Source organism: Enterococcus avium (assembly GCF_002891025.1).
GTDB lineage: Bacteria > Bacillota > Bacilli > Lactobacillales > Enterococcaceae > Enterococcus_A > Enterococcus_A avium.
The window spans coordinates 1,992,962-2,015,260 of the sequence record NZ_NBSL01000002.1 but is presented as its reverse complement, the minus strand read 5'-3'; the positions used below and the strand labels follow the sequence as shown (position 1 = coordinate 2,015,260).

General features: G+C 39.6%; 25 protein-coding genes and 2 tRNA genes. 20 read left to right on the top strand and 7 right to left on the bottom strand.

The genetic code is table 11. The annotated features are described in order from the left end of the window. Positions 1 to 8 precede the first annotated feature (8 nt). Positions 9 to 443 (top strand): F0F1 ATP synthase subunit epsilon, encoded by a 435-nt coding sequence (locus AUF14_RS10260; protein ID WP_010746747.1) that lies wholly within the window; start codon positions 9 to 11, stop codon positions 441 to 443. Positions 444 to 655: 212 nt separating this feature from the next. Here AUF14_RS10260 and AUF14_RS10255 read toward each other — a convergent pair whose 3' ends face one another. The 4 genes from AUF14_RS10255 to AUF14_RS10240 all read right to left on the bottom strand — a co-directional run bounded on the left by AUF14_RS10255 (position 656) and on the right by AUF14_RS10240 (position 2,204). Beyond that, on the bottom strand, positions 656 to 1,267 hold the full coding sequence (locus AUF14_RS10255; RefSeq protein ID WP_102866028.1) for a DUF2922 family protein: 612 nt from the start codon (positions 1,265 to 1,267) through the stop codon (positions 656 to 658). A gap of 47 nt (positions 1,268 to 1,314) precedes the next feature. After that, the gene (locus AUF14_RS10250; protein WP_102866027.1) at positions 1,315 to 1,701 is read right to left on the bottom strand and encodes a hypothetical protein; all 387 of its coding nucleotides are present in this window, start codon (positions 1,699 to 1,701) and stop codon (positions 1,315 to 1,317) included. A gap of 65 nt (positions 1,702 to 1,766) precedes the next feature. Further along, the gene (locus tag AUF14_RS10245; RefSeq protein WP_102866026.1) at positions 1,767 to 1,979 is read right to left on the bottom strand and encodes a DUF2922 family protein; all 213 of its coding nucleotides are present in this window, start codon (positions 1,977 to 1,979) and stop codon (positions 1,767 to 1,769) included. 21 nt (positions 1,980 to 2,000) lie between these two features. Further along, positions 2,001 to 2,204 carry a DUF1659 domain-containing protein gene (locus tag AUF14_RS10240; protein ID WP_016181900.1) on the bottom strand — a complete coding sequence of 68 codons (204 nt, stop codon included), beginning with the start codon at positions 2,202 to 2,204 and terminating at the stop codon, positions 2,001 to 2,003. Between the two features lie 746 nt (positions 2,205 to 2,950). Here AUF14_RS10240 and AUF14_RS10235 point away from each other — a divergent pair. The 13 genes from AUF14_RS10235 to AUF14_RS10175 all read left to right on the top strand — a co-directional run bounded on the left by AUF14_RS10235 (position 2,951) and on the right by AUF14_RS10175 (position 11,526). Then, complete coding sequence (locus AUF14_RS10235; RefSeq protein ID WP_016181242.1) at positions 2,951 to 3,184, top strand: DUF1146 family protein; 234 nt, start codon at positions 2,951 to 2,953, stop codon at positions 3,182 to 3,184. Between the two features lie 50 nt (positions 3,185 to 3,234). Next, positions 3,235 to 4,536, top strand: a complete 1,302-nt coding sequence (gene murA, locus AUF14_RS10230; protein WP_016181243.1) for a UDP-N-acetylglucosamine 1-carboxyvinyltransferase — start codon at positions 3,235 to 3,237, stop codon at positions 4,534 to 4,536. A gap of 79 nt (positions 4,537 to 4,615) precedes the next feature. Beyond that, positions 4,616 to 4,792, top strand: a complete 177-nt coding sequence (locus AUF14_RS10225; protein WP_016181244.1) for a DNA-directed RNA polymerase subunit beta — start codon at positions 4,616 to 4,618, stop codon at positions 4,790 to 4,792. A gap of 228 nt (positions 4,793 to 5,020) precedes the next feature. Next, on the top strand, positions 5,021 to 5,311 hold the full coding sequence (gene yidD, locus AUF14_RS10220) for a membrane protein insertion efficiency factor YidD (RefSeq protein WP_176674777.1): 291 nt from the start codon (positions 5,021 to 5,023) through the stop codon (positions 5,309 to 5,311). Positions 5,312 to 5,737: 426 nt separating this feature from the next. Next, the gene (locus AUF14_RS10215; RefSeq protein WP_016181246.1) at positions 5,738 to 6,901 is read left to right on the top strand and encodes an ABC transporter substrate-binding protein; all 1,164 of its coding nucleotides are present in this window, start codon (positions 5,738 to 5,740) and stop codon (positions 6,899 to 6,901) included. Positions 6,902 to 7,012: 111 nt separating this feature from the next. Then, the gene (locus AUF14_RS10210; protein WP_016181247.1) at positions 7,013 to 7,891 is read left to right on the top strand and encodes a branched-chain amino acid ABC transporter permease; all 879 of its coding nucleotides are present in this window, start codon (positions 7,013 to 7,015) and stop codon (positions 7,889 to 7,891) included. Between the two features lie 9 nt (positions 7,892 to 7,900). Next, on the top strand, positions 7,901 to 8,875 hold the full coding sequence (locus tag AUF14_RS10205; RefSeq protein WP_016181248.1) for a branched-chain amino acid ABC transporter permease: 975 nt from the start codon (positions 7,901 to 7,903) through the stop codon (positions 8,873 to 8,875). Further along, positions 8,856 to 9,632: an ABC transporter ATP-binding protein gene (locus tag AUF14_RS10200; RefSeq protein WP_016181249.1), complete on the top strand. Its 777-nt coding sequence runs from the start codon at positions 8,856 to 8,858 to the stop codon at positions 9,630 to 9,632. The genes AUF14_RS10205 and AUF14_RS10200 overlap by 20 nt, the downstream gene beginning before the upstream one ends. Further along, positions 9,632 to 10,333 carry an ABC transporter ATP-binding protein gene (locus tag AUF14_RS10195; RefSeq protein ID WP_016181250.1) on the top strand — a complete coding sequence of 234 codons (702 nt, stop codon included), beginning with the start codon at positions 9,632 to 9,634 and terminating at the stop codon, positions 10,331 to 10,333. Before AUF14_RS10200 ends, AUF14_RS10195 begins: the two co-directional genes overlap by 1 nt. A 3-nt stretch (positions 10,334 to 10,336) precedes the next feature. Further along, positions 10,337 to 10,981, top strand: a complete 645-nt coding sequence (locus AUF14_RS10190; protein ID WP_016181251.1) for a CBS and ACT domain-containing protein — start codon at positions 10,337 to 10,339, stop codon at positions 10,979 to 10,981. A 75-nt stretch (positions 10,982 to 11,056) separates the two neighbouring features. Next, positions 11,057 to 11,287 carry a DUF2969 domain-containing protein gene (locus tag AUF14_RS10185; protein ID WP_016181252.1) on the top strand — a complete coding sequence of 77 codons (231 nt, stop codon included), beginning with the start codon at positions 11,057 to 11,059 and terminating at the stop codon, positions 11,285 to 11,287. Between the two features lie 82 nt (positions 11,288 to 11,369). Continuing rightward, positions 11,370 to 11,453: transfer RNA gene (locus tag AUF14_RS10180), tRNA-Tyr, on the top strand. Between the two features lies 1 nt (position 11,454). Then, positions 11,455 to 11,526, top strand: a tRNA-Gln gene (locus AUF14_RS10175). A 93-nt stretch (positions 11,527 to 11,619) separates the two neighbouring features. On the opposite strand, the gene AUF14_RS10170 is transcribed toward AUF14_RS10175, so the two are convergent. Continuing rightward, positions 11,620 to 12,495 carry a helix-turn-helix domain-containing protein gene (locus AUF14_RS10170; protein WP_016181253.1) on the bottom strand — a complete coding sequence of 292 codons (876 nt, stop codon included), beginning with the start codon at positions 12,493 to 12,495 and terminating at the stop codon, positions 11,620 to 11,622. A 239-nt stretch (positions 12,496 to 12,734) separates the two neighbouring features. Here AUF14_RS10170 and AUF14_RS22510 point away from each other — a divergent pair, with 239 nt between their 5' ends. Then, positions 12,735 to 12,905: a hypothetical protein gene (locus AUF14_RS22510; RefSeq protein WP_164872448.1), complete on the top strand. Its 171-nt coding sequence runs from the start codon at positions 12,735 to 12,737 to the stop codon at positions 12,903 to 12,905. 90 nt (positions 12,906 to 12,995) lie between these two features. Here the strand turns inward: AUF14_RS22510 and AUF14_RS10165 are convergent, their stop codons facing one another. Next, positions 12,996 to 13,604 carry a TetR/AcrR family transcriptional regulator gene (locus tag AUF14_RS10165; RefSeq protein ID WP_016181255.1) on the bottom strand — a complete coding sequence of 203 codons (609 nt, stop codon included), beginning with the start codon at positions 13,602 to 13,604 and terminating at the stop codon, positions 12,996 to 12,998. Positions 13,605 to 13,781: 177 nt separating this feature from the next. On the opposite strand from AUF14_RS10165, the gene AUF14_RS10160 reads away from it, so the two are divergent. Both AUF14_RS10160 and AUF14_RS10155 read left to right on the top strand, forming a co-directional pair. Further along, complete coding sequence (locus AUF14_RS10160) at positions 13,782 to 18,023, top strand: 2-hydroxyacyl-CoA dehydratase (RefSeq protein ID WP_049220746.1); 4,242 nt, start codon at positions 13,782 to 13,784, stop codon at positions 18,021 to 18,023. A 355-nt stretch (positions 18,024 to 18,378) separates the two neighbouring features. Then, positions 18,379 to 19,083 carry a GntR family transcriptional regulator gene (locus AUF14_RS10155; protein WP_034876820.1) on the top strand — a complete coding sequence of 235 codons (705 nt, stop codon included), beginning with the start codon at positions 18,379 to 18,381 and terminating at the stop codon, positions 19,081 to 19,083. Positions 19,084 to 19,092: 9 nt separating this feature from the next. On the opposite strand, the gene AUF14_RS10150 is transcribed toward AUF14_RS10155, so the two are convergent. Continuing rightward, the gene (locus tag AUF14_RS10150; RefSeq protein WP_049220748.1) at positions 19,093 to 19,734 is read right to left on the bottom strand and encodes a YigZ family protein; all 642 of its coding nucleotides are present in this window, start codon (positions 19,732 to 19,734) and stop codon (positions 19,093 to 19,095) included. A gap of 111 nt (positions 19,735 to 19,845) precedes the next feature. Between AUF14_RS10150 and AUF14_RS10145 the strand changes: the two genes are divergently transcribed. The 3 genes from AUF14_RS10145 (at position 19,846) to AUF14_RS10135 (ending at position 22,227) form a co-directional block, all read left to right on the top strand. Then, on the top strand, positions 19,846 to 20,127 hold the full coding sequence (locus AUF14_RS10145; RefSeq protein WP_053089562.1) for a DUF7662 domain-containing protein: 282 nt from the start codon (positions 19,846 to 19,848) through the stop codon (positions 20,125 to 20,127). 140 nt (positions 20,128 to 20,267) lie between these two features. Next, entirely contained in the window at positions 20,268 to 21,572 is a 1,305-nt protein-coding gene (locus AUF14_RS10140; protein ID WP_049220753.1) for a DEAD/DEAH box helicase family protein, read from the top strand. Between the two features lie 193 nt (positions 21,573 to 21,765). Then, positions 21,766 to 22,227, top strand: coding sequence for a ComF family protein (locus AUF14_RS10135; protein WP_225844334.1), 462 nt, complete (start codon positions 21,766 to 21,768; stop codon positions 22,225 to 22,227). Positions 22,228 to 22,299 lie beyond the last annotated feature (72 nt).

Below are 22,299 nucleotides of genomic sequence, written 5' to 3'. Positions count from 1 at the left end.
GGTGCACGATGGAACAAGAAAAAAACAAAGTTCTGCAAGTGAACGTTGTTACTCCAGACGGCAACGTCTATGATCATAATGCCACCATCGTCGTTGCTAAAACGGTTGCTGGTGAAATCGGTATTCTACCAAACCATGCACCGATCATTGCACCTCTTGCGATTGATGAAGTTCGGGTTCGTCGAACAGATTCTGATACACACGTGGACTGGATTGCAGTTAACGGTGGAATCATGGAAGTTCGTGACAACGTGTTGACAATCATCGCTGATACAGCTGAACGTGAACGTGATATTGATGTGTCTCGTGCTGAACGAGCAAAACAACGTGCAGAAGCGAGAATTCAAGAAGCGCGTGAAAAGCAAGATACCGACCAATTAAGTCGTGCGGAGGTTGCTTTGCACCGTGCAATGAATCGAATCAAGGTTTCGAAACATCGTTAATTCTTTTACAGGTTGTGACAGAAATAATTTCTGGAACCTGTGAATACAAATTTTTAGTGCTGCAAAAGTTGATATAGCTTTTGCAGCATTTTTTTATTTTGTCAAAATGCAGGTAAACAAGAGCTGTTATAGCGAGTATTTTCCAGATCGTCTTTTTATCGTTTTCTACGCAGTATGTGGTTGTCAATGAACGGATTTAATTGGGAAAAGGCTTATTCCCGTTGTGAATCAGGCGGACCTTCTTTGTTTTTCTTTCTGATTCTGTGCAGCCATTGAAGAACTCTATTTTGTTCTTTCGTGTCTTGGTTTGATGCCCCGTCTTCCATTAAAGGCATAGCGACTGGCTGCTGTTCGTTAAGATGGTTATTGCTTGATTGTGGAAGCGTCTCTTTTTCTACTTTAATCGCTGCTTTTTCTGAAGTTTCAATCGTGCTTAATTGTTTAAAATAGCGACCATGTGGTGTTTCTGGTAGTAGGGAAGATTTCGGAGTCGGCAAAGCGACTTTTTCTTCCTGTTTTTCCGCAACTTCACAGCAACCGACTTCTTCACAGGCCGCTTCCTCAACAGGCTTTCCATCGTAACGAACACCTCTCGTCTCATGTTCTGGATCAAATATCAGGGTTTCCTTATGGGTCAAGACCTTGGCGGTGACCACAGAATCAAATAGTTTTACGCCGTTTTGTGTACAAATGTCTAGGTTTGTTAATAATTCGCAAGCTTCTTTAATCTGTAGCGCCGTTAAGTTGGGATCAAGATCTCTGTATTTCCAATTATGGGTGCCGCCATCGCTTTTTCCAAAGGTGGCAATTAAATCCTTGGTCATTGTTCTTTTCCTTTCTTTTAGTGTTTAATCTGCGTAGGTTGGTTTCATCAAGGTTCGCTAGTTTCTTCTGGTCGGACAAATGAAATAAGGGAGCGAGCAACAGAGACGACTTTTTCACCGAATTTCTTTACTGGAAAAACTCTCAGTTTCAAAGTCTTCCATTCCGGTGCCATAAAGTAGTCTTCAAAATAATAAAAGAGACGTTTCATAGTGCGGGTAGCTTTGGTATGCATAAATACTTCGCGGACAAGATCCTTTAGAAAGTGATCAAACTCCGCCGCTCCCAATTGGCAGCGAACTTTTAAGGCTAAAATATATTTAATCGTGACACTGCTGTTTTGTGTTTCATGGTAGAAATTGGTGATTCGTTGTTCGAGTGTTTTGGCTTTTAAGTTGAATAACTGCCGAAACGACAGTGTTTGTATAACATTCATTGATTCTCATCCTTTCATTCGTAGAGGAGGGCGGTGATAGCACCGCTGCTCCTCAAAAGATTTACTTAAAAAATAATTGTTTCAATCGTTTCGACGTACTTCGCGGTTTCGACTGTGTGAAAAAGTTCTGCGCCATCTTTTTGGCAAAGCTTGACGTCGGTCATGCGTTGCAACAATCCTTTGATCTCTGTGTCGGTCTTTTGAGTATCGGGATCATTGAAGCTCCAGGTGTGATTCTTCCCTAAGCTGTTTTTAAAGGTTGCGACGAGTTTTAGCATTTTTTTCTTCCTTTCTATGATTTATTTGGTGTAGCGTGATTGACTGGTTAGGATCACGCCATCTAATTCACTGCCTTCAACTGACAAGGCTTTCATAATTTCTCCCAGTTCAAGGACCTTTTCCTCGCTAGGCTCATCCATCACATTTGTAAAGGTGATCTTCTTAGTTTTTTCTCCGCCTGCATCGATTTCTACTTGAAGTTTATTGCCGATAGTTTGAATCATGGTTGTTTCCTCCTAAATTTTTTTGGTTCCGGCCGGTGTCTAAAAGATAAACGATTTCTAAAAAAAGTGCGAATCGCAAAATAACCGCTACCCCCCTCAAATTGACCTGTTTTTAGGTAAAAACCCTTATTTTTGCATAAAAACAGGTCAAATTAGGTGGGGTAAGTGTCAAATTGCGATTTTACAAAGCGGATAAAAATGGTGTATAATAAAAAGTTTTAATAAAACACTTCATTAACTAATTGTTTTAAGAGAAAGCTCGACGCCCATCGAAATGAATTAAAAGCTGAAGTCAGTAATAAAGTGAAAAGAAATAGTACAGAAATTTGTTGCGATAAAATGGTAACTAGGACGCAAGCAAAGACAAAAGGTCAATAGCATAATCAAGACAGTAAATAAGAGATGGCAAAGAGTAATAGAACTGTCCCCTTGAATAAATTTTGCGGACGGATATAGGCGAGAAGAAGTTTTAAAAAATCTGTCATTTTAATCTTCAATCGAAAAACGGAATAAAAACTATTATCAAAAATAGGTCGATTATTAGAAGATTGCGGAAAAATGTGTAAATGATTTTTAAAAAGACTTTCTAGGGGGAAAAAGATTTATTTTTGATCGGATCGAAAGAGAAAAATAAACATTAAGTTTTTTAAAAGTTTCTGTATAGTTCTTTGAGCATTCAAAGTATTCTTCTTTACCTGAATCTGTGATATAATCCAACTGTTGATTTTTTTGAAAGGAACGAAGTTATGCAAGTATATGGAATTGATGCAATCGTTAGAATTGTCTCGCATTTTTCCTTTATCTACCTGGCTTTCTGGGCTTTGAGATCGTTACGAATAGAGAATCTTTTTAAAGCATTTAAAGAAACGCAGGTTCGTCTGGCAATTTTGATGCTGGCAATCGCAATCGGCTTTACTTGCAGTACATTTTTCTTAGAAATCATTCTTTTGTGCAAAAATATCTTTTTGACATTTAATTAAGTAAGGTACATATACGAAATAATCGACTAGCATTTTTTGGAGGGAATACAATGGAAGAGATCATCGTTCGTGGTGGTAAACAATTAGAAGGAACAGTACATATCGAAGGTGCAAAAAATGCTGTGCTACCAATTTTAGCTGCGACATTATTAGCTGAAGAAGGAACATCCACTTTGAGTAATGTTCCGATTTTATCTGATGTCTTTACCATGAATCAAGTGATTCGTTATTTAAATACAGATGTTGAATTTAATGAAGAGGCTAAAGAAATTAAGGTGAATGCAACACGTCAATTAAACGTGGAAGCTCCTTATGAATACGTAAGTAAGATGCGCGCATCAATTGTCGTAATGGGTCCGCTATTGGCTCGCAATGGTCATGCTAAAGTTGCAATGCCCGGCGGCTGTGCAATTGGCAAACGTCCAATTGATCTGCATTTAAAAGGATTCCAAGCGTTGGGTGCCAAAATCATTCAAAAAAATGGCTATATTGAAGCTATTGCGGATGAATTAGTTGGAGATACAATTTATTTGGATTTCCCAAGTGTTGGCGCAACACAAAATATTATGATGGCGGCTGTTAAAGCAAAAGGTACAACCGTGATCGAAAACGTTGCGCGTGAACCTGAAATTGTTGATTTAGCAAATTTCTTAAATAAAATGGGCGCTAGCATTCATGGTGCTGGTACTGAAACAATGCGTATTGAAGGTGTTGACCATTTACATGCTGTATCTCATCCAATTGTGCAAGATCGGATTGAAGCTGGAACCTTCATGGTTGCCGCAGCGATGACTGAAGGAAATGTGTTGATTGATGGGGCAATCCCTGAACACAACCGTCCTTTGATTTCTAAACTGATCGAAATGGGTGTTAAGATTACCGAAGAAAATGATGGTTTGCGTGTAATCGGTCCTAAAGCATTGAAGGCGACAGATATTAAAACGATGCCTCATCCTGGGTTCCCAACAGATATGCAAGCTCAAATGACAGCTATTCAATTAGTTGCTGATGGGGTCAGTACAACGACTGAAACAGTGTTTGAAAATCGTTTCCAACATCTAGAAGAAATGCGTAGAATGAATGCACAAGTCAAAATCGACAACAACGTTGCATTGATTAAAGGTGCTTCACAGCTGCAAGGGGCAGAAGTGTATGCAACTGATTTACGCGCAGCTGCTGCATTAGTTTTAGCTGGATTACGTGCAAATGGTATAACACGTGTACGTAACTTGAAATATTTAGACCGTGGATACTATCAATTCCATAAAAAGCTGCAGCAATTAGGTGCGGATGTCGAACGTGTGGATACTGAAAGCAGAAAAGCAACGGATGCTGCAACTGTCTTAGTTTAAGGATTTCAGTTCCTCTTTTCGCAGGATATTAGCTGAGTCAGTAAAATTAATCCATTACGTATGAATAAGGAGTGGATCTATGAGTTCTGGAGAACATATCTTACGTAGCTTAATTCGTATTGTAGCGATCCTACTTGCAGGTGTTTTATTATTTATCGTCGGCAGTATGATTGGTTATGGTGCAATGGGCGGCGGAAATCCATTTAAAGTGCTTATGCCAGATGTTTGGCGTCATATTTTAGAGTTTGTTCATTAGTATTCGTGATAAAAATCTGATTTTGATTATTCAGAAGGGATTGTAGCCAAGTTCTTGGTGCAGTCTCTTTTTTATTGAAATTATCACGTGATTGGGATTACAGAATTATTGTTCATCATGAAGTTTAAATTTTGATGACCAACGAAATACGTTTCTTGCTTTATTTTGTAAGAACAGTAAAATAGTATGGAGCTGATTGATTACCAAGAATTGTTTTGAGGTGTAGGAATGAATATTATTAGCAAAGGTTTAATTGGTTTGGTTCGTGGTTATCAACGGTTTATTTCACCGCTGACGCAGCCGTCCTGTCGTTATTATCCGACATGCTCCAGCTATATGATTAAGGCAATACAGGTTCACGGTGCCTTCAAGGGTTTTCTAATGGGGATTTCACGGATTTTACGTTGTCATCCATTTGCGAAAGCTGGTTTTGATTATGTGCCCACCAAATTTTCCTTACGTAAAAACCTGATTGATCAAGAGGAACCAGATTATGAAAAACTACATAAAAAGGCTTAGAAGCAAAAAGGATTTTTAAATCGTCAATATTTAACTAAGAGAAAGAAGAGCAAAACTTTTTGCGGAGTTATTCTATAGATTAGAGAAAGCTTCCTCATTTTTCTCCTTTTGTCGATAAATCGACGTTAATAATAGAAAAATCAAAATCCTTTTCTCCATAAATCTGTTGCTTTATCAATTGGTGGCAGATGCAGAAAACAAATAAACAAAGTTATTTTAAAGAAATCTCATTGACTGTTTATCAGTTAATGTGATTTCTTTTTTCGTTATTTGAAAGATTCAGCAAGCAGTTGTAAGCGCTATAAATTGTTTGAGTATTGCTGAATTATTAAAATATTCAGAAAATTTAATTGACAGTGAGAGATTTTTCCTATATATTCTTTATTATCTTAACGAATTATCATTATTTTATCAGGGGGTAACGGGATGAAAAAAAGAACAGTAGCTGTAATGGCAGCAGGATTGTTTTTACTAGGTGCATGTGGATCGCCTAAAGCGAGCGATAGTGGCGGCAGTGACGATGCTAAGACGATTAAAATTGGCGGAAACTTCGAGTTATCTGGAGCAGTAGCGGCTTACGGCGAAGCGGAAAACGAAGGTGTCAAATTAGCAGTCGAAGAGATTAATAAAGATGGCGGGATTGACGGCAAGAAAATCGAATACGTTTCAAAAGACAATAAGTCTGATAATAATGAAGCAGCTTCTGTTGCAGCAAATTTGACGACTAAAGATGAAGTAGTTGCAATCGTTGGACCGGCTACCTCTGGTGCGACAAAAGCGACATTGCCAAATTTAACCAAAGCAAAGACTCCAGCAGTAACACCATCAGGAACAGATGATGCGATTACTGTTCAAAAAGGAAAAGTACAAGATTATATTTTCCGATCTTGTTTCCAAGATAGTTTCCAAGGAATTGTTTTAGCCAAATATGCAGATGAAAATCTAAAGGCCGATAAAGCCGTTATTTTAGGCGATAATTCAAGTGACTATGCAAGTGGCTTGAAGAAGGCTTTTAAAGAAACCTATAAAGGTGAAATTGTTGCAGAAGAAAACTTTACTGCAGGAGATAAAGATTTCCAAGCAATGTTGACTAAAATCAAAGACAAAGATTTTAACGTTATCTACATTCCAGGCTATTACACAGAAGCTGGTTTAATTATCAAGCAAGCACGTGAAATGGGAATTGAACAGCCTATCATCGGGGCTGACGGCTTTGGAGATGAAAAACTGATTGAAACAGCCGGTGCCAGCAATGTGAAAAACGTATACTATACAGGTCACTTCTCAACCAAAGCTCCAGCAACGGATAAGGTTGAGCCATTTGTAGCAGCTTTTGAGAAGAAATATGGCAAGCAGCCATCTTCGTTTAACGCTTTGGCTTATGATTCTGTTTATATGATTAAACAAGCAATTGAAGACGAAGGAAAAGCTACACCAGAGGCAATCAACAAAGGCTTAGCGAACTTGAAAGATTTCGAGGGTGTTACAGGAAAAATCACAATGGACAAAGAACACAATCCAGTAAAATCAGCGGTTGTTCTTGGTCTAACAGATGGAAAAGAAACTTCTGCTGAAACCGTAAATCCTTAATTACTCGGAAAAAGCAGGCAAGGGGGTGTGCCAATGGTATTTGGCACACTCCCTTTTAAGAATTAGGGCTATGAATCGTCCAAACTATTTTTGAAAAGTGATGTGATAAAGATGGAAGTATTTATTCAGCAAATCGTCAATGGGCTTTTTCTGGGTAGTGTTTATGCATTAATGGCATTGGGCTACACTATGGTTTATGGAATTATTAAATTGATCAACTTTGCCCATGGAGAGATTTACATGATCGGCTCATTTATTGGCTACTTTCTGATCAATCAATTTAATATGGGCTTTTTCCCAGCTTTGGTTTTATCAATGGCAGGGAGTGCAATTTTAGGTGTCCTGATTGAATTCTTAGCATACCGACCGTTAAGAAATTCAACACGAATCGCGGCTTTGATTACAGCGATCGGTGTTTCGTATCTATTACAGAACACAATGATTTATTTTTTCAGTTCAACGACAAGACCGTTTCCGCAGGTAATTAAAATGCAGGTCTTTAATATTGGCTTCTTGAGGGTTACAAATATTCAGTTATTGATATTAGGATTGTCATTATTCTTGATGATCGCGTTAAACCTGATTGTTCAGAAAACTAAGATGGGTAAAGCAATGCGTGCTGTAAGTGTCGATACGGATGCGGCGCAGTTGATGGGGATTGATGTGAATCGGACCATCTCATTTACCTTTGCTTTGGGATCAGCGCTAGCTGCAGCAGGCGGAATGATGATCGGTCTGTATTACAACTCGATTGATCCGATGATGGGCTACATACCTGGTCTTAAATCCTTTATCGCCGCAGTTTTAGGCGGAATCGGAATTATTCCCGGAGCGGCTATTGGCGGATTTGTCATAGGTTTGATCGAAACGATTACGACAGCATTAGGTTTTTCTGATTTCAAAGATGCGGTGGTTTATGCCGTATTGATTTTGATTTTATTGGTTCGTCCTGCCGGTATTTTAGGCAAACATGTGAAAGAGAAAGTGTAGGTGAGTCAAATGAAAAAGAATTTGAAATATAATTTGATTTGGCTAGCCTTGATCGTGCTTGGATATGCAGTATTGTACATTGCTTATTCAGCTGGGATGGTCAATCTGTTTTTAGATAATATTTTGGTACAAATAGGGATCAATGTAATTTTGGCGGTAGGTCTGAATTTGATTATTGGATTTTCCGGTCAGTTTTCACTAGGACATGCTGGTTTTATGGCGATCGGTGCTTATGCGGCGGCTCTTATTTCGATGAATACCCCAACTTATGGTGGGTTTTTCTTAGGGATGGCAGTCGGTGTTCTTATAGCAGGAATCGTCGCTGTAGGAGTGGGTATTCCAACCCTGCGTTTAAGTGGCGACTATTTAGCTATTGCCACGCTGGGTGTAGCAGAGATCATTCGTATTCTCTTAATCAATTTTAAGGAGATCACCAACGGGCCTTCTGGTTTGTTTGGAATTGAGCCTTTTGTCGATTGGCAAATGGTTTATGGATTTATGGCGATTACTACATTATTTATCGTTAACTATATTCGTTCAGGTGCTGGTCGTGCGACGATGGCGATTCGTGAAGATGAGATCGCTGCTGAGGCGATGGGCGTTAATACAACAAAGTATAAAGTAATGGCCTTTACCTTTGGTGCTATGACCGCTAGTATTGCTGGTTCACTGTATGCAGGATATTTACAATCAATCGCTCCGAAAGATTTTGCTTTTACTAAATCAGTCGATATTTTGATTCTGGTCGTATTGGGCGGAATCGGCAGTGTGACGGGAACCTTTATTGCGGCAATTCTTTTAGGGATTATCAATATGTATCTTCAGGATTTTGGAACATTGCGGATGATCATTTACGCGTTGGCATTGATTATCTTGATGATCTTTAAACCAGGCGGGTTACTAGGCACAAAAGAGCTATCTGTGAAGAAAATTCTAACTAAGTTTAAAAAAGGAGATGACCAAAATGCCTCTGTTGGAAATTAAAGATTTAACCAAAAACTTTGGCGGTTTGGCGGCGGTCTCCAATGTCAATATCGCATTAGAAGAGAATCAACTGGTGGGCTTGATTGGTCCGAATGGTGCAGGGAAAACAACGTTATTTAATCTAATCACTGGTGTTTATGATCCAAGCGAAGGGGATGTGTTACTGGAGGTCGATGGGAAGAGTCATCGATTGAATGGGCAAAAACCTTATGCGATTGCTGATTTAGGTCTGAGTCGGACCTTTCAAAATATTCGTTTGTTTAAAGATCTGACTGTTTTGGATAATGTCTTGATTGCTATGAACAGCAAAAATAAAGAAGGCTTTTTCTCTAGTGTGCTACGCTTACCGACCTTCTATAATAAAGAAGAAAAATTAAAAGAAGAAGCGTTGAAATTATTAACGATTTTTGATTTGCAGGATAAAGCAGAGAATCTAGCACGTAACTTGCCATATGGTGAGCAGCGTCGTTTAGAGATTGTCCGAGCGCTTGCGACTAAACCAAAAATTCTTTTCTTAGATGAGCCGGCAGCCGGAATGAATCCGCAAGAAACTGCAGCACTTACCTTATTGATTCGCAAGATCCAAAAGGATTTTCAAATCACAATCCTGTTAATCGAACATGATATGAGTCTAGTCATGGATGTTTGTGAGCGAATCTATGTGTTAGAATACGGTCGTATTTTAGCTGAAGGTAAACCAGAAGAAATCAAAAATAATCCAGAAGTTATCAAAGCCTATCTTGGAGGTGAGCTATAATGCTGAAAATTGAAAATCTTTCGGTGCATTACGGCATGATCCAAGCGGTACGTGATGTTAGTTTTGAAGTCAATCAAGGTGAAATTGTTTCGTTGATCGGGGCAAATGGAGCAGGAAAGACAACGATTTTACGGACGATTTCTGGATTGAATCAGCCATCTAAAGGGACGATTACGTTTGAAGGCGCACCGATTCAAAAGAAAGCGCCTAGAAAAATTGTGGCTCAAGGGATATCGCAAGTGCCTGAAGGACGGCATGTTTTCCCAGGATTGACGGTCTTGGAAAACTTAGAAATGGGTGCTTATTTGCGCAAGGATGGCGAAATTCCACAGGATTATGAACACGTCTATGAAAAATTCCCGATTTTGAAGGAGCGATTAAATCAAGACGCTTCAACATTATCTGGCGGGGAACAACAAATGTTAGCGATGGGCCGAGCGTTAATGTCTAAACCACGTCTATTGCTTTTAGATGAGCCTTCAATGGGGTTAGCACCAATTTTTATTCAAGAAATTTTTAATATCATTCAAGAGATTCAAAAACAAGGAACGACCGTTTTATTGATTGAACAAAATGCAAAAATGGCTCTATCCATTGCCGACCGCGGTTACGTGCTGGAGACTGGAAAAGTGGTCTTGTCAGGAACTGGTCAAGAATTGCTAGAAAGTGAAGAAGTGAAGAAAGCTTATCTAGGAGGGTAAAACATGAGTGTAAAAGATTTTATGACAAAAGACTTAGTGACGGTTACACCGAAAACCAAAATTTTTGATGCCGTTGATTTGATGAAAAAATATGATATCCATCGCTTACCGGTTATTGATAACGATAAATTGGTCGGATTGATTACAGAAGGAACAATTCAAGAAGCCTTACCTTCAAAGGCAACGAGCTTGAGCGTTCATGAAGTAAATTATCTATTGAATAAAACGGTTGTGGCGGATGTAATGATCAAGGATGTTAAAACCGTGGCTCCTGACGCGGAATTAGAAGATGGTATCTATTTGATGCGTCAAAATAGAATCAACGTATTGCCAGTATTAGACGATGAGAAGTTGGTCGGGATCATCACCAATAATGATATTTTTGATGCCTTCCTAAAGCTTACCGGTTATCACGAAGGCGGTACACATGTTCAACTGAAAATCCTTGAGGATAAAAAAGGGGTATTAGCTAGAGTCGCGAAAATTTTAGCGGACAATGACTTCAGTATTCTAACAGTCATTGTAGATCATCAAGCAACCGCAACAATTGTCGAAATTCAATTAGCCAGCAAAGAGACAGAAAAAATCAAACAACTTCTCACTGATAATGGTTACGAAGTATTGCGGGCAGCGATCACTCAACCATAACTTTAAGGACAACTGACCACTCAGTTGTCCTTTTCTTTCGTAGTATGATAAACTATTTAAGACGGAGGGAAAGATATGTCTAAAAAGAACAAAGATATCCAAGTTCAGGTTAAAGAAGAAGAACGTCTAATTGATGGAGAAAAGCAAACCGTGACACAATTAGTGATCGGAAAGAAAACGATCGGCGAAATTATTCCTGAAAATAAAAGTTTCCAAGCCTATAACGACGGGCATTTACTGGGAAGCTTCAAGACATTAGATGATGGAATTGAAGCCCTGATACGCAACTGGAATTTACATGAATAATTTTTGAAAAAGTACTTGCTTTTTTTTTGAAGATTAGGTATTATAACTGAGTCGGGTTTTTAAATAATAAAAAAACCTAGCTGGAGGAGTAGCGAAGTGGCTAAACGCGACGGACTGTAAATCCGTTCCTTAGGGTTCAGTGGTTCGAATCCACTCTCCTCCACCATTGGGGTATAGCCAAGCGGTAAGGCAAGGGACTTTGACTCCCTCATGCGTTGGTTCGAATCCAGCTACCCCAGTAGTCAAGTGAGTTGCAGGTGCAGCTCACTTTTTTTATTTTATATAACAAAATATCAAAAGAACCAGTGGAATGAACACTGGTTCTTTTAGTGTCAATGATTGATGGTATTTCGACGGATTTTTTGAAGTCCCCAAAAGCACACTAGACTGAGCAGAAAGATTAAAAAGAGTGCAAAGGACAATGTGGCATAAGGAAATAGCGAAGAATTAGCAATTGATAAAAATGGATTAATAAGTATTTGTCGAATCGCTTCAGGAACATGCGGCTGCATATCTGTGAGTGCCTGAGATATTTCTGACAGATCGCTATGTGCAGGTAGGATGCTCGTATAGGTACCGAGTGCTTTATTGCCGATGGCAAGGTAGCCTATCGCAATATTTCCTAAACTGAATCCACCAACAACTAAGTTTCCAAAGGTAAGTAATCCGATGGCAAGATTCCCCAACGCGATGACTCCTAAAGCAAGGTTTCCGGCAGAGAATAATCCTAATGTTAAGATACCGGCTGAAAAACATCCTAGCGATAATAGACCGATGGAAATGATCCCCCTTGAAAAAATTCCTAATGACAACAAGCCTGAAGAGAAAAAGCCAATACTGACAATTCCATGTGCAGTCGGAATCAATTGCTTTTTATGCCGTAGCGTACTAATCGCAAATTGGCGATTGTGCCACAGCAGCTCTGAAAGATTTGGAATGACGATGTGCAGTAAAGGCAGTGTAAACAAAAGAGTCGTTGATCGATATTCAAAATATAGTTCTGGCTCTCGTTCGTTTAATAAATTGTCTAACGAGAGATCTAATAATTGTGCAATACGTTTTAAAGTATCGATATCAGGGTACCCAGCCCCGCGTTCCCATTTGGAAACCGTTCGATCAGATACATATAAAATATTCGCTAATTGTTTTTGCGTAAGCTCATTTCGTTGTCGATAGTTTCTTAATTGTTTCCCTAAAAAATTTCCCATTTGATTTCCTCTTTCTGATTGATAAGTTAAGCATAGCGGATTGACAGAGAAAAAGGTATAAAATCTGTTGAAAAAGTGATTCTACTTTGCGTAGAGTCTTGATAAATCAAGCTTTCTAAATCAGCCTGTTAATTTTGCAAAGAGCTCTCACTTGATGGGAATTACGATATACGCTACCATTTATAGTAGAAAGAGAGCAGTAGTGATTTATATTTTGAATCTGAAGGGAGTCTGTACTTATGAATAAAGTTGAAGAAATGAAAGAAATGCTGACAGATACGGTAACAAAAATTTACAGTACAATCAAAGAGAGTTCAATAGAAGTAACAAAGGAAAAAGGACAAGTTCCACGCGTGCGCACGGTTCGGCCGACTCGCCACACGATTAAATGGAAAGCCAAAAATCATTAATAATCAGAGAAGGAGCTGACCAAAAAGTCTTTTAGACTTTCGGATCAGCTCCTTCTTATTTCTTGACCACTTATGAGTCGCACTCTTTTTTTAATGGTCTATTTCAATGCCTAAAATAGTCAGGTGTCCATTGCCGACTAATTTGATTACCAGCTTCGAAAGGCTGTCAGCGCTCATGGTCGTATCGCTAGTAATCCACCAGTGCAGGGTACCAACGAAAATCGAGGTCATGTATTCAATGATAAAATCTAAAGGAACTTCAATGTCATTCTCCGTAATTTTTAGGCGTTTGAAGACATGTGAGTATTTTTCATTGAGAATCTCTGCGACTTTTTTTCGCAGAATTTCATTCCCTGAGGCATCCATAATTGTTAAGAAGAATTTCCGGTTTGCTTGAATTTGTTCATAGATATTTTTTAATACCATTTCAATTTTCCGAACCTTCAAACGATTGCCTTGAACAATCTGATCTGGGTCAAGAACAGCCGCAAAAGCATCGATTGCTTGTTTAAAGATTTGATCATAGAGGTCTTGCTTGTCCTTAAAGTGGGAATAAAAGGTTGCACGATTGATCATCGCTTCGTCCGCGATCTCTTGAATGGTGATATTATCATAGCCTTTTGCTTCTACTAAATGAATAAAAGCCTCCATAATCATTTTATTGGTTCGTTTAACCCGAAGGTCGATTTTTTTTGCCATAGTAAAATCCTTTCATTTTTACAACATATCCAGGAAGATTGTTGCTTATCGCACGGATGAAACGGTTTTGAGTATTGCATAACGTTCGAAATGTTTTTAGAATATACGTGAGTAGTATAACAAACACTTTGTAAGTTAATCAACATGTGTTGTTAAAAATGGAAGGTAGGAATAATCATGACATTACGAGCGGGGATTGATGTTGGCTCTACAACCGTCAAGTTGGTCATTTTAAATGAACAAAATGAAAGCATATTTTCGAAGTATGAACGTCACTTTTCCGATGTGAAAACTGCCACAGAACGTGTGTTGCGGGAAGCTGAATCAATGATTGACACTCAAGGAATGACGATGAGCATTACAGGGTCCGGCGGGATGGGTCTAGCAGATGTTTTAGAGATTCCATTTGTCCAAGAGGTAATCGCGTGTACTCGTACTGTTGAGGAAGTTATTCCTGAAACAGACGTCGCCATTGAGTTAGGTGGAGAAGACGCTAAAATCACGTTTTTTGAAGGCGCATTGGAACAACGCATGAATGGGAGTTGCGCTGGTGGTACGGGAGCATTCATTGACCAAATGGCTGTTTTATTGAAGACAGATGCGAATGGAGTCAATGAACTGGCTAAAAATTATAAAACAATTTATCCGATTGCTTCACGCTGTGGGGTTTTTGCTAAAACGGATGTACAGCCGCTTATTAATGAAGGAGCAGCAAAAGAAGATATTGCAGCGAGTATTTTCCAAGCGGTCGTGAATCAAACGATTGCTGGTTTAGCAGCTGGTCGTAAAATAAAAGGAAACATCGCTTTTCTAGGTGGACCGCTATTCTTCATGTCTGAATTGCGTCAACGATTTATCGAAACGTTAAATATCGCGCCGGAAAATGTCATCTTTCCAGAAAATCCTCAACTCTTTGTAGCGATGGGGGCGGCTTTTTATTCAGAGGAAGCAGAAGTAACCACGTTGAAAGACTTGCTGCATCGTCTAACAACAGCCGAAGAGGGACATCTGTCTCCGTCAGACACATTAGAGCCATTATTTGAGGGAGAAGCAGAATTAGCCGACTTTCGAATGCGTCACGGACAAGCACAAGCACAAGAAAAGAGCTTGTCTGATCATGAAGGGGTGGCCTTTTTAGGGATTGATGCTGGATCAACAACGACAAAAGTGGCTTTGATTGATGACAGCGGCAATTTGATGTATTCATTTTACGGGAATAACCAAGGGCAACCATTGGAAACAACGATGACCGTGCTGAAGGACTTGTATAGAAAATTGCCTGAGAATGTCTTTATCGGGAAAGCGGCAGTAACCGGCTACGGCGAGCAATTGATCAAAAATGCGTTGAAGGTCGATATCGGTGAAGTGGAAACTATGGCCCATTACAAGGCTGCCAATCATTTTCAACCAGGTGTTGATTTCATCTTGGACATTGGCGGACAGGACATGAAGGCGATGACGATCAAGGATGGCGCGTTGTCCTCTATTCAATTAAATGAAGCTTGTTCATCTGGCTGCGGCTCATTTATTGAGACATTTGCCAAATCATTGAATTACAATGTCGAAGATTTTGCGAAGGCAGCATTGAAATCAAAGGCTCCTGTTGATCTAGGATCACGTTGTACCGTATTTATGAACTCTAAAGTAAAGCAGGTCCAAAAAGAAGGCGCCTCTGTCGGTGATATTTCTGCGGGCTTGTCTTATTCCGTTATTAAAAATGCGATTTACAAAGTAATCAAGGTTCGTCGTCCAGAAGAGCTTGGCGAAAAAATTGTCTGTCAGGGTGGAACCTTCTACAACGAAGCAGTCTTGCGTGCTTTTGAAATGGTCACGGGGCGTGAGGTTGTTCGTCCGTCGATCGCTGGTCTAATGGGAGCATTTGGTGCGGCTTTGATCGCTTTAGAAAATTACGAAGTCGGAGAAAAAACTGAAACTCTCTCTTTAGCAGAAATTGACACCTTCACCGCTGAAAAAGAATTTACTCACTGTGGTTTATGTGAAAATAATTGCATGCTGACAGTCACGTTGTTCTCAGACGGACGTCAGTTTATTACTGGAAATCGTTGTGAACGTGGAGCACGAATCAAGATTAAGCGAGAAGATAAGAAAGTCAATCTTGTCGATTACAAATATCGCCGTTTATTCAAATATCGTCCGCTCCGGAAAAAAGAAGCCATTCGCGGTGAAATCGGTATTCCCCGCGTCTTGAACATGTACGAAAATTATCCCTTGTGGCATACTTTCTTCAGTGATTTAGGCTTCCGAGTGAAATTATCGCCGCGTTCAAACAAAGAATTATATGAACAAGGAATGGAAACTATTCCAAGTGATACGGCCTGCTACCCAGCGAAAATCGCTCACGGACACATTCAAGCTTTGATTGATAGTGGCGTGCCGATGATTTTCTACCCAGGTGTAGTATTTGAGCGAGAAGAATCAAAGGAAGCGGATAATCATTTTAATTGTCCAATCGTCCAAAGCTATCCTGATGTTATCCGCAACAATGTCGATGATATTCGTGAAGGGAAAGTAGATTATCGCAACCCGTACTTGAACTTAGCCAATGAGGCCTCTGTCGCTAAAGTTTTAGGACGTTGCTTCAAAGATCTAGGTATTACACAAGATGAAATCAATAGCGCTTTGCATCATGCTTATAAAGAATTAGAAGTATTCAAAGAAGACATTCGTCAAAAAGGCGAAGAGACTTTGCTGATGCTCAATCAAAAGGGGGAACGGGGCGTAGTTCTTTCTGGACGTCCGTATCATTTGGACCCTGAGATCAATCATGGGATTGCAGAAGTGATCACCCAAGAAGGCTTCCATGTGTTGACGGAAGATAGTGTGTCCCACTTGAGTGATGTCGGCAACCTTCGTGTTGTTAATCAGTGGGTGTATCATTCTCGTTTATATGCAGCCGCACGTGTGGTAGCAAAATCGAAAAATCTAGAGCTGGTACAATTGAATTCATTTGGTTGCGGTCTTGACGCAGTAACCACGGATCAAGTCGAAGAAATCATGGATCAGTATGGCAAGATTTATACCGTCCTGAAAATTGACGAAGGTTCGAACTTAGGAGCTATCAGAATTCGTTTGCGTTCATTAAAGGCAGCAGTCAATGAACGAGATAAATCGAATTTCGAACCAACGAAACGCTTTGAAGAACCAGAAAAAATTGTCTTCACGAAAGAAATGCGTAAGAAACATACACTATTATTACCGATGCTTAGCCCAATCCATCAATCAGGCTTGTTTGATATTGCTTTAGAAGCATCAGGATACAATGTAGTGTGCTTACCAGCAATGGATCGTGAGGCCATCAATGTGGGCCTGAAATTTGTTAACAATGATTCTTGCTACCCAGCAATCATCTCGATTGGTCAATTAGTTGAAGCCTTACAAAGCGGCAAATATGATTTAAATAATACAAGTGTGATGATGAGTCAAACCGGAGGCGGCTGTCGGGCGACGAACTACATTCCATTATTGCGTAAAGCCTTGAACGATGCTGGCTTCCCGCAGGTTCCAGTTGTTTCCGTCTCACTTGGAAATAAAGGGGTAGAAAGCAACCCTGGCTTTAAATATACATTGCCGATGCTGAAGCGTATCGTCGTAGCGATTCTTTATGGCGATTTGTTTGAACGCGTGGTTTATCGCACACGTCCATATGAATTAGAAAAAGGGCAGATTGATGCTTTGCATGAAGAATGGTTGAAGAAAGTCGAAGGAAATGTTCGAAATGGCTCATTGACGCAGTTCAATCGCAACATGAAAAAAATCATCAAGGATTTTGATACAGTTCCAATTTCAAATGAAGTTAAGCCGAAGGTCGGTGTCGTCGGTGAAATATTGGTGAAATACTCACCAACAGCCAATAATGACATTGTTCGCTTGTTAGAAGCAGAAGGCGCTGAAGCGGTTGTTCCGGATTTGATCGGCTTTATGAACTATTCTTTATATAATCAGATTTGGAAATACGACAATATGGGGATGCCGAAGAAAAATAAAAATCTGGCCGAAATGGCGATCAAATTGATTGAAGTTGTAGAAAAACCAATGGATAAAGCCTTACGTGCCTCTGAGCGCTTTACCGGGATTCATTCTATCTACCAATTGGCTGAAGATGCCAGCAAAATTCTTTCAATCGGTAATCACACAGGTGAAGGCTGGTTCTTGACTGGTGAAATGATTGATCTGTTGAAAACCGGTGTAAACAATATTGTCTGTATGCAGCCATTTGGTTGTTTACCCAATCACGTAGTTGGTAAAGGTGTCATTAAAGAATTGCGCCACCAATACCCTAAATCAAATATTGCTGCGATCGATTATGATCCTGGTGTTTCGATTGTAAACCAATTAAATCGGATTCGTTTGATGATGGCAACGGCCAATAAACAATTAAAGGAAGAAGTTAAAAGTTGATTGAAAGAGTAGACCAATTAAAAAAGGTCTACTCTTTTTGTAATTTTTATTCGTACGTTAGCACGAATAAAAAATCGTATACGCACGAAATAAAGACAATTTTTTGCGGTCAGGAAAGAAATGAATCCTAACCAATGAACTAGCTGCTAGTCGTTAGTTCTATTGGTAAGAACAGATTGATTCAAACTGGCAGACATTTAATGAAGGTTATTTTAACTACCGGAGATTCAAAAAAATACTTTAAAATGATCCGTAAAAAAGCAGAAATCAAACATGAGATAAAAAAGGATTATTGTTGTACATTAGGTATATACCAGTTATAATAAGAATAGATAATTTGAATGGGGTGATGGCCATGGCAAATCAAGTGCCAGTTTATATTCAAATACATGATCAGCTAAAGCATGAAATTGAAAACGGTGTATGGAAGGTCGGTGCACGTCTACCTTCTGAACGGGAATTGTCTTTGAGGTTTGGCGTAAGTCGAATGACTCTACGTCAGGCAATCCAAACACTTTCTGATGAAGGAATACTGGAACGGAAAATTGGTTCAGGAACTTATGTAGCCAGTCGTAAAGTTCAGGAAAAGATGACTGGAACGACAAGTTTTACCGATATTATGGAATCGCAGGGAAAAATTCCCTCTAGCAAAACGATCTCCTTTTTTCACTCACGGGCAAGCTCTAGCGAAGCGGAAAAATTAGGTTTAGAAAAAGGCGAACAAGTGTTACGAATGGAACGGATTCGTTACGCGGATGACCTGCCAATCTGTTTTGAAGTGGCGAGTATCCCCGCTAAATTAATTGAAGGTTTTAGCAAAGAAGAAATCACGGAATCGTTCTATCATAGTTTGCAAGAAAAAGGTTTTGAAATCGGTCGTGCCAATCAGACGGTATCAGCAACATTAGCTTCAGAACAAATAGCTGAATATTTGGCAGTAAAACGTGGTGACGCGATCTTGCGTTTACGTCAAATTTCATATCTAGCGGATGGGGAACCATTTGAATATGTCCGCACGCAATATGTTGGCAGTCGCTTTGAGTTTTATTTAGAAAAATAATCCAAGCGGCTATGCCTCTTGGATTATTTGCTCATGATAAGTGACTTCGCCAGTAGTAAAGCTCACTTGACCATTCAGCAAATCAGTAACCTGAGCTTCGAAATCATCAACTTGATTCTCATCTACCATACAGGTGACAACAACTCGATCGGTGAATTGAGTATCTTTGACAGCAAGATTCTCGCTGGCAATAAAATTCTCCATCTTTCCCCAATTCGAGTAGTCAAGCTGGACGAAGACTTCTTGCTGCAGTCTGCCCTCAACAATCCCTGTATGGACAATTGCTTGAGCAACTGAGCCAGAATAAGCACGGATCAATCCGCCAGCGCCAAGCTTTGTTCCACCAAAATAACGAGTGACAACAGCACAGACATTGATTAGATCATTTTTTTTCAATACCTCTAGCATTGGAACACCGGCAGTCCCGCTGGGTTCTCCATCGTCTGAAGAGCGCTGAATCTCATGATGATCTCCTAGGACAAAAGCGCTGCAATTATGATTTGCCTTCCAATGTTCTTTTTTTATTTGTTGAATGAACGCTTTTGCTTCTTCTTCAGTTTCAATGCGTTTTAAGAAGCAAATAAATCTCGATTTTTTAATCTCGACTTCGTGTTGGTTGTCTTCTTTTATGGTTCGATATTTTTGCAGCATGTTTTTGCCTCACTTTAGTTTTCTCTATTCTAGTATAGAAGAAAAGCGGGAGAGGTTTCAACTAAAGGCTGTTTTGTCTGTATGATTTTTGTTTGAAGGTGAGGGATGAGCATGACACGTGCAAAAAAATATGACAGCATTACGCATTATTTAAAAAATAATAATGGCTCACAAGTCACGTTGACCTTTACACAATTTGACGAGCTGTTGTTTCCTCGCAGCGGATTACCTCATACCGCGCGCCAAGACCCAGATTGGTGGGCGAATGATTATCGCTATCCGGAAAAAGGTGCATATGGTTGGTTGAATGCGAATTATGAAGTAGTACAGGTAAATCTCGGCAAGGAATACGTGGTTTTTAATAAATTAGTAAAATCAAGTTGGTTAATTTAGCTTTTTATGAAAAACAGCCAGAGAAAAAGTGCGGCAAGTCATTGCTGCGCTTTTTTTGTTTTTCTAAGACCAAAAGATGTTTCAAAATCAAAAAAACTTAGAGTCGTTTGCGTATCTTTCTGAAAAAGAGGGGGAGACGAATGGAAATAACAGGTCAGCGCTTATTATTAGAGGAGTGGCGTACATTTTACCCTAAGATTGATCTGACTCAAGCTGAAAAAATTCCTGCAATGGTGCAGATTGATAAGGACTGGGTGTGTCAGCGATGTGGTGAAGTCTCTCAAGAAAAGGTACCCGCAGGATTTTTTTATTGTCCGTCTTGCTTGACCTTGGGACGTGTGGATAGTAATAGTTCACTGTATTTCTTTCCTATTAAAAATGCCGTTCCGAGAAAGGTGGTTCTCACGTGGTCGGGAAAACTTTCAACTGCGCAGCAGAAAATTGCTGATGGCTTACTTGAGGATCAGCTTAAGAGGCGTTCCTTTCTACTTTGGGCAGTCACTGGTGCGGGGAAAACAGAGATTCTTTTTCCGCTTTTAAAGAGTCTTTTGGAGAAAGGTAAGAAAATTGCTGTGACTTCTCCGCGGGTAGATGTTTGCAATGAGGTCTTTCTTCGTTTTCGCCAAGCCTTTCCTGATGAAAAAATCAGTCTTTTTCACGGACAGGAACGAAAAGATGCAGGTGATCAGTTTGTCGTGTGCACCGTTCACCAGCTTTTACGTTACCACGAATTTTTTGATTTAGTGATTGTTGATGAAGTCGATGCCTTTCCTTACGCTGAGGACCCTTTGCTGCATCGAGCAGTGGACACCGCGCAGAAAAGAGAAGGAAAACGTGTATATTTAAGTGCGACACCGGATAAGGTGTTAAAAAAGACAGTTGACCGGGTTTATTATTTACCAGCACGTTATCATCGCCGCAAGCTGCCCGTTCCGCAAGTATTGTTTTCTTGGCGTTTAGAAAAACATTTACTTGCAGGACAGTTGCCAAAGAAGATTTTAGCTAAAATAACGGATTTACTAGAGAAAAATAATGTTCTATTTTTTTGTCCCAACATCTCCTTATTAGCAAAAATAGCAGCGTTTATCCAAGGTGTATACTCAGATATTCGATTGACGACGGTTTTTTCACAGGATCAGGAGCGTCTAATTAAAGTCGAAAATATGCGTGCAGGAAAGTATCAATTACTTTTAACAACGACCATTCTAGAACGTGGAGTAACCTTTGAGAGGGTATCGGTCATCGTATTGCAGGCTTCTCATCGGGTCTTTAAAAAATCTGCATTGGTGCAGATTGCTGGTCGAGCGGATCGTAAAGGAGAGTATTCTCAGGCAGAGGTGATTTTTGTTACCAGTGAACGAACCACAGCAATCAAATCAGCAATTAGGGAAATTAATAAGAACAATCAGCAAGCGTTGAAAGAAGGATTGATCAATGCGCTGTAGCTGTTGTCAAAAAGAGTTAGTGAGAAATCTCACCCTGCGAGAATTGTTCCACTCTGCAAATTTGAGATGTTATCATTGTGAGAAATTATTTACAAAAATCGATCAAGCCACTTCTTGCCCTGGTTGTGGAAGAGCAGATTCATCAAAACTCTGTTCGGATTGTCGATTATGGCATCAAGAGCTTGGATTTGTCATGAATAATAGGAGTCTCTTTCATTATGATGAGGGATTTCGCAAATGGATCGAAGCCTATAAATTTACTGGAGATTACCGATTGCGAGGGGCGTTTGTCAATGAGCTTGCACAAATTTTACAAAACTATCGTGACTACTTAATCTGTCCGCTGCCTCTTTCGAAGGAACGATTTGAACAAAGAGGGTTTAATCAAGTTCGCGGCTGTTTAGAACTGACGAAAATACCCTTGAAAGATTTGCTGCGACGCAAGGAATTAGCTCCACAGTCAGAAAAATCACGTAAAGCTCGCTTGGAAATGGAGCAGCCATTTGAGTTAAGGGTAGCAAATGGGAAAATTAGAAATCAAAAAGTTTTATTAGTTGATGATGTTTATACAACGGGGAGAACCCTTTTTCATGGAGCCGAACTGCTTTATAAAAATGGTGTGGAAGCGGTAGAAAGCTTGACTTTTGCTCGTTAAAATGCATCATTTAGGATTATGAAATTGATAGCGATTTACTTTGCAAAAGGATTAGATTTCGATATAATAGAG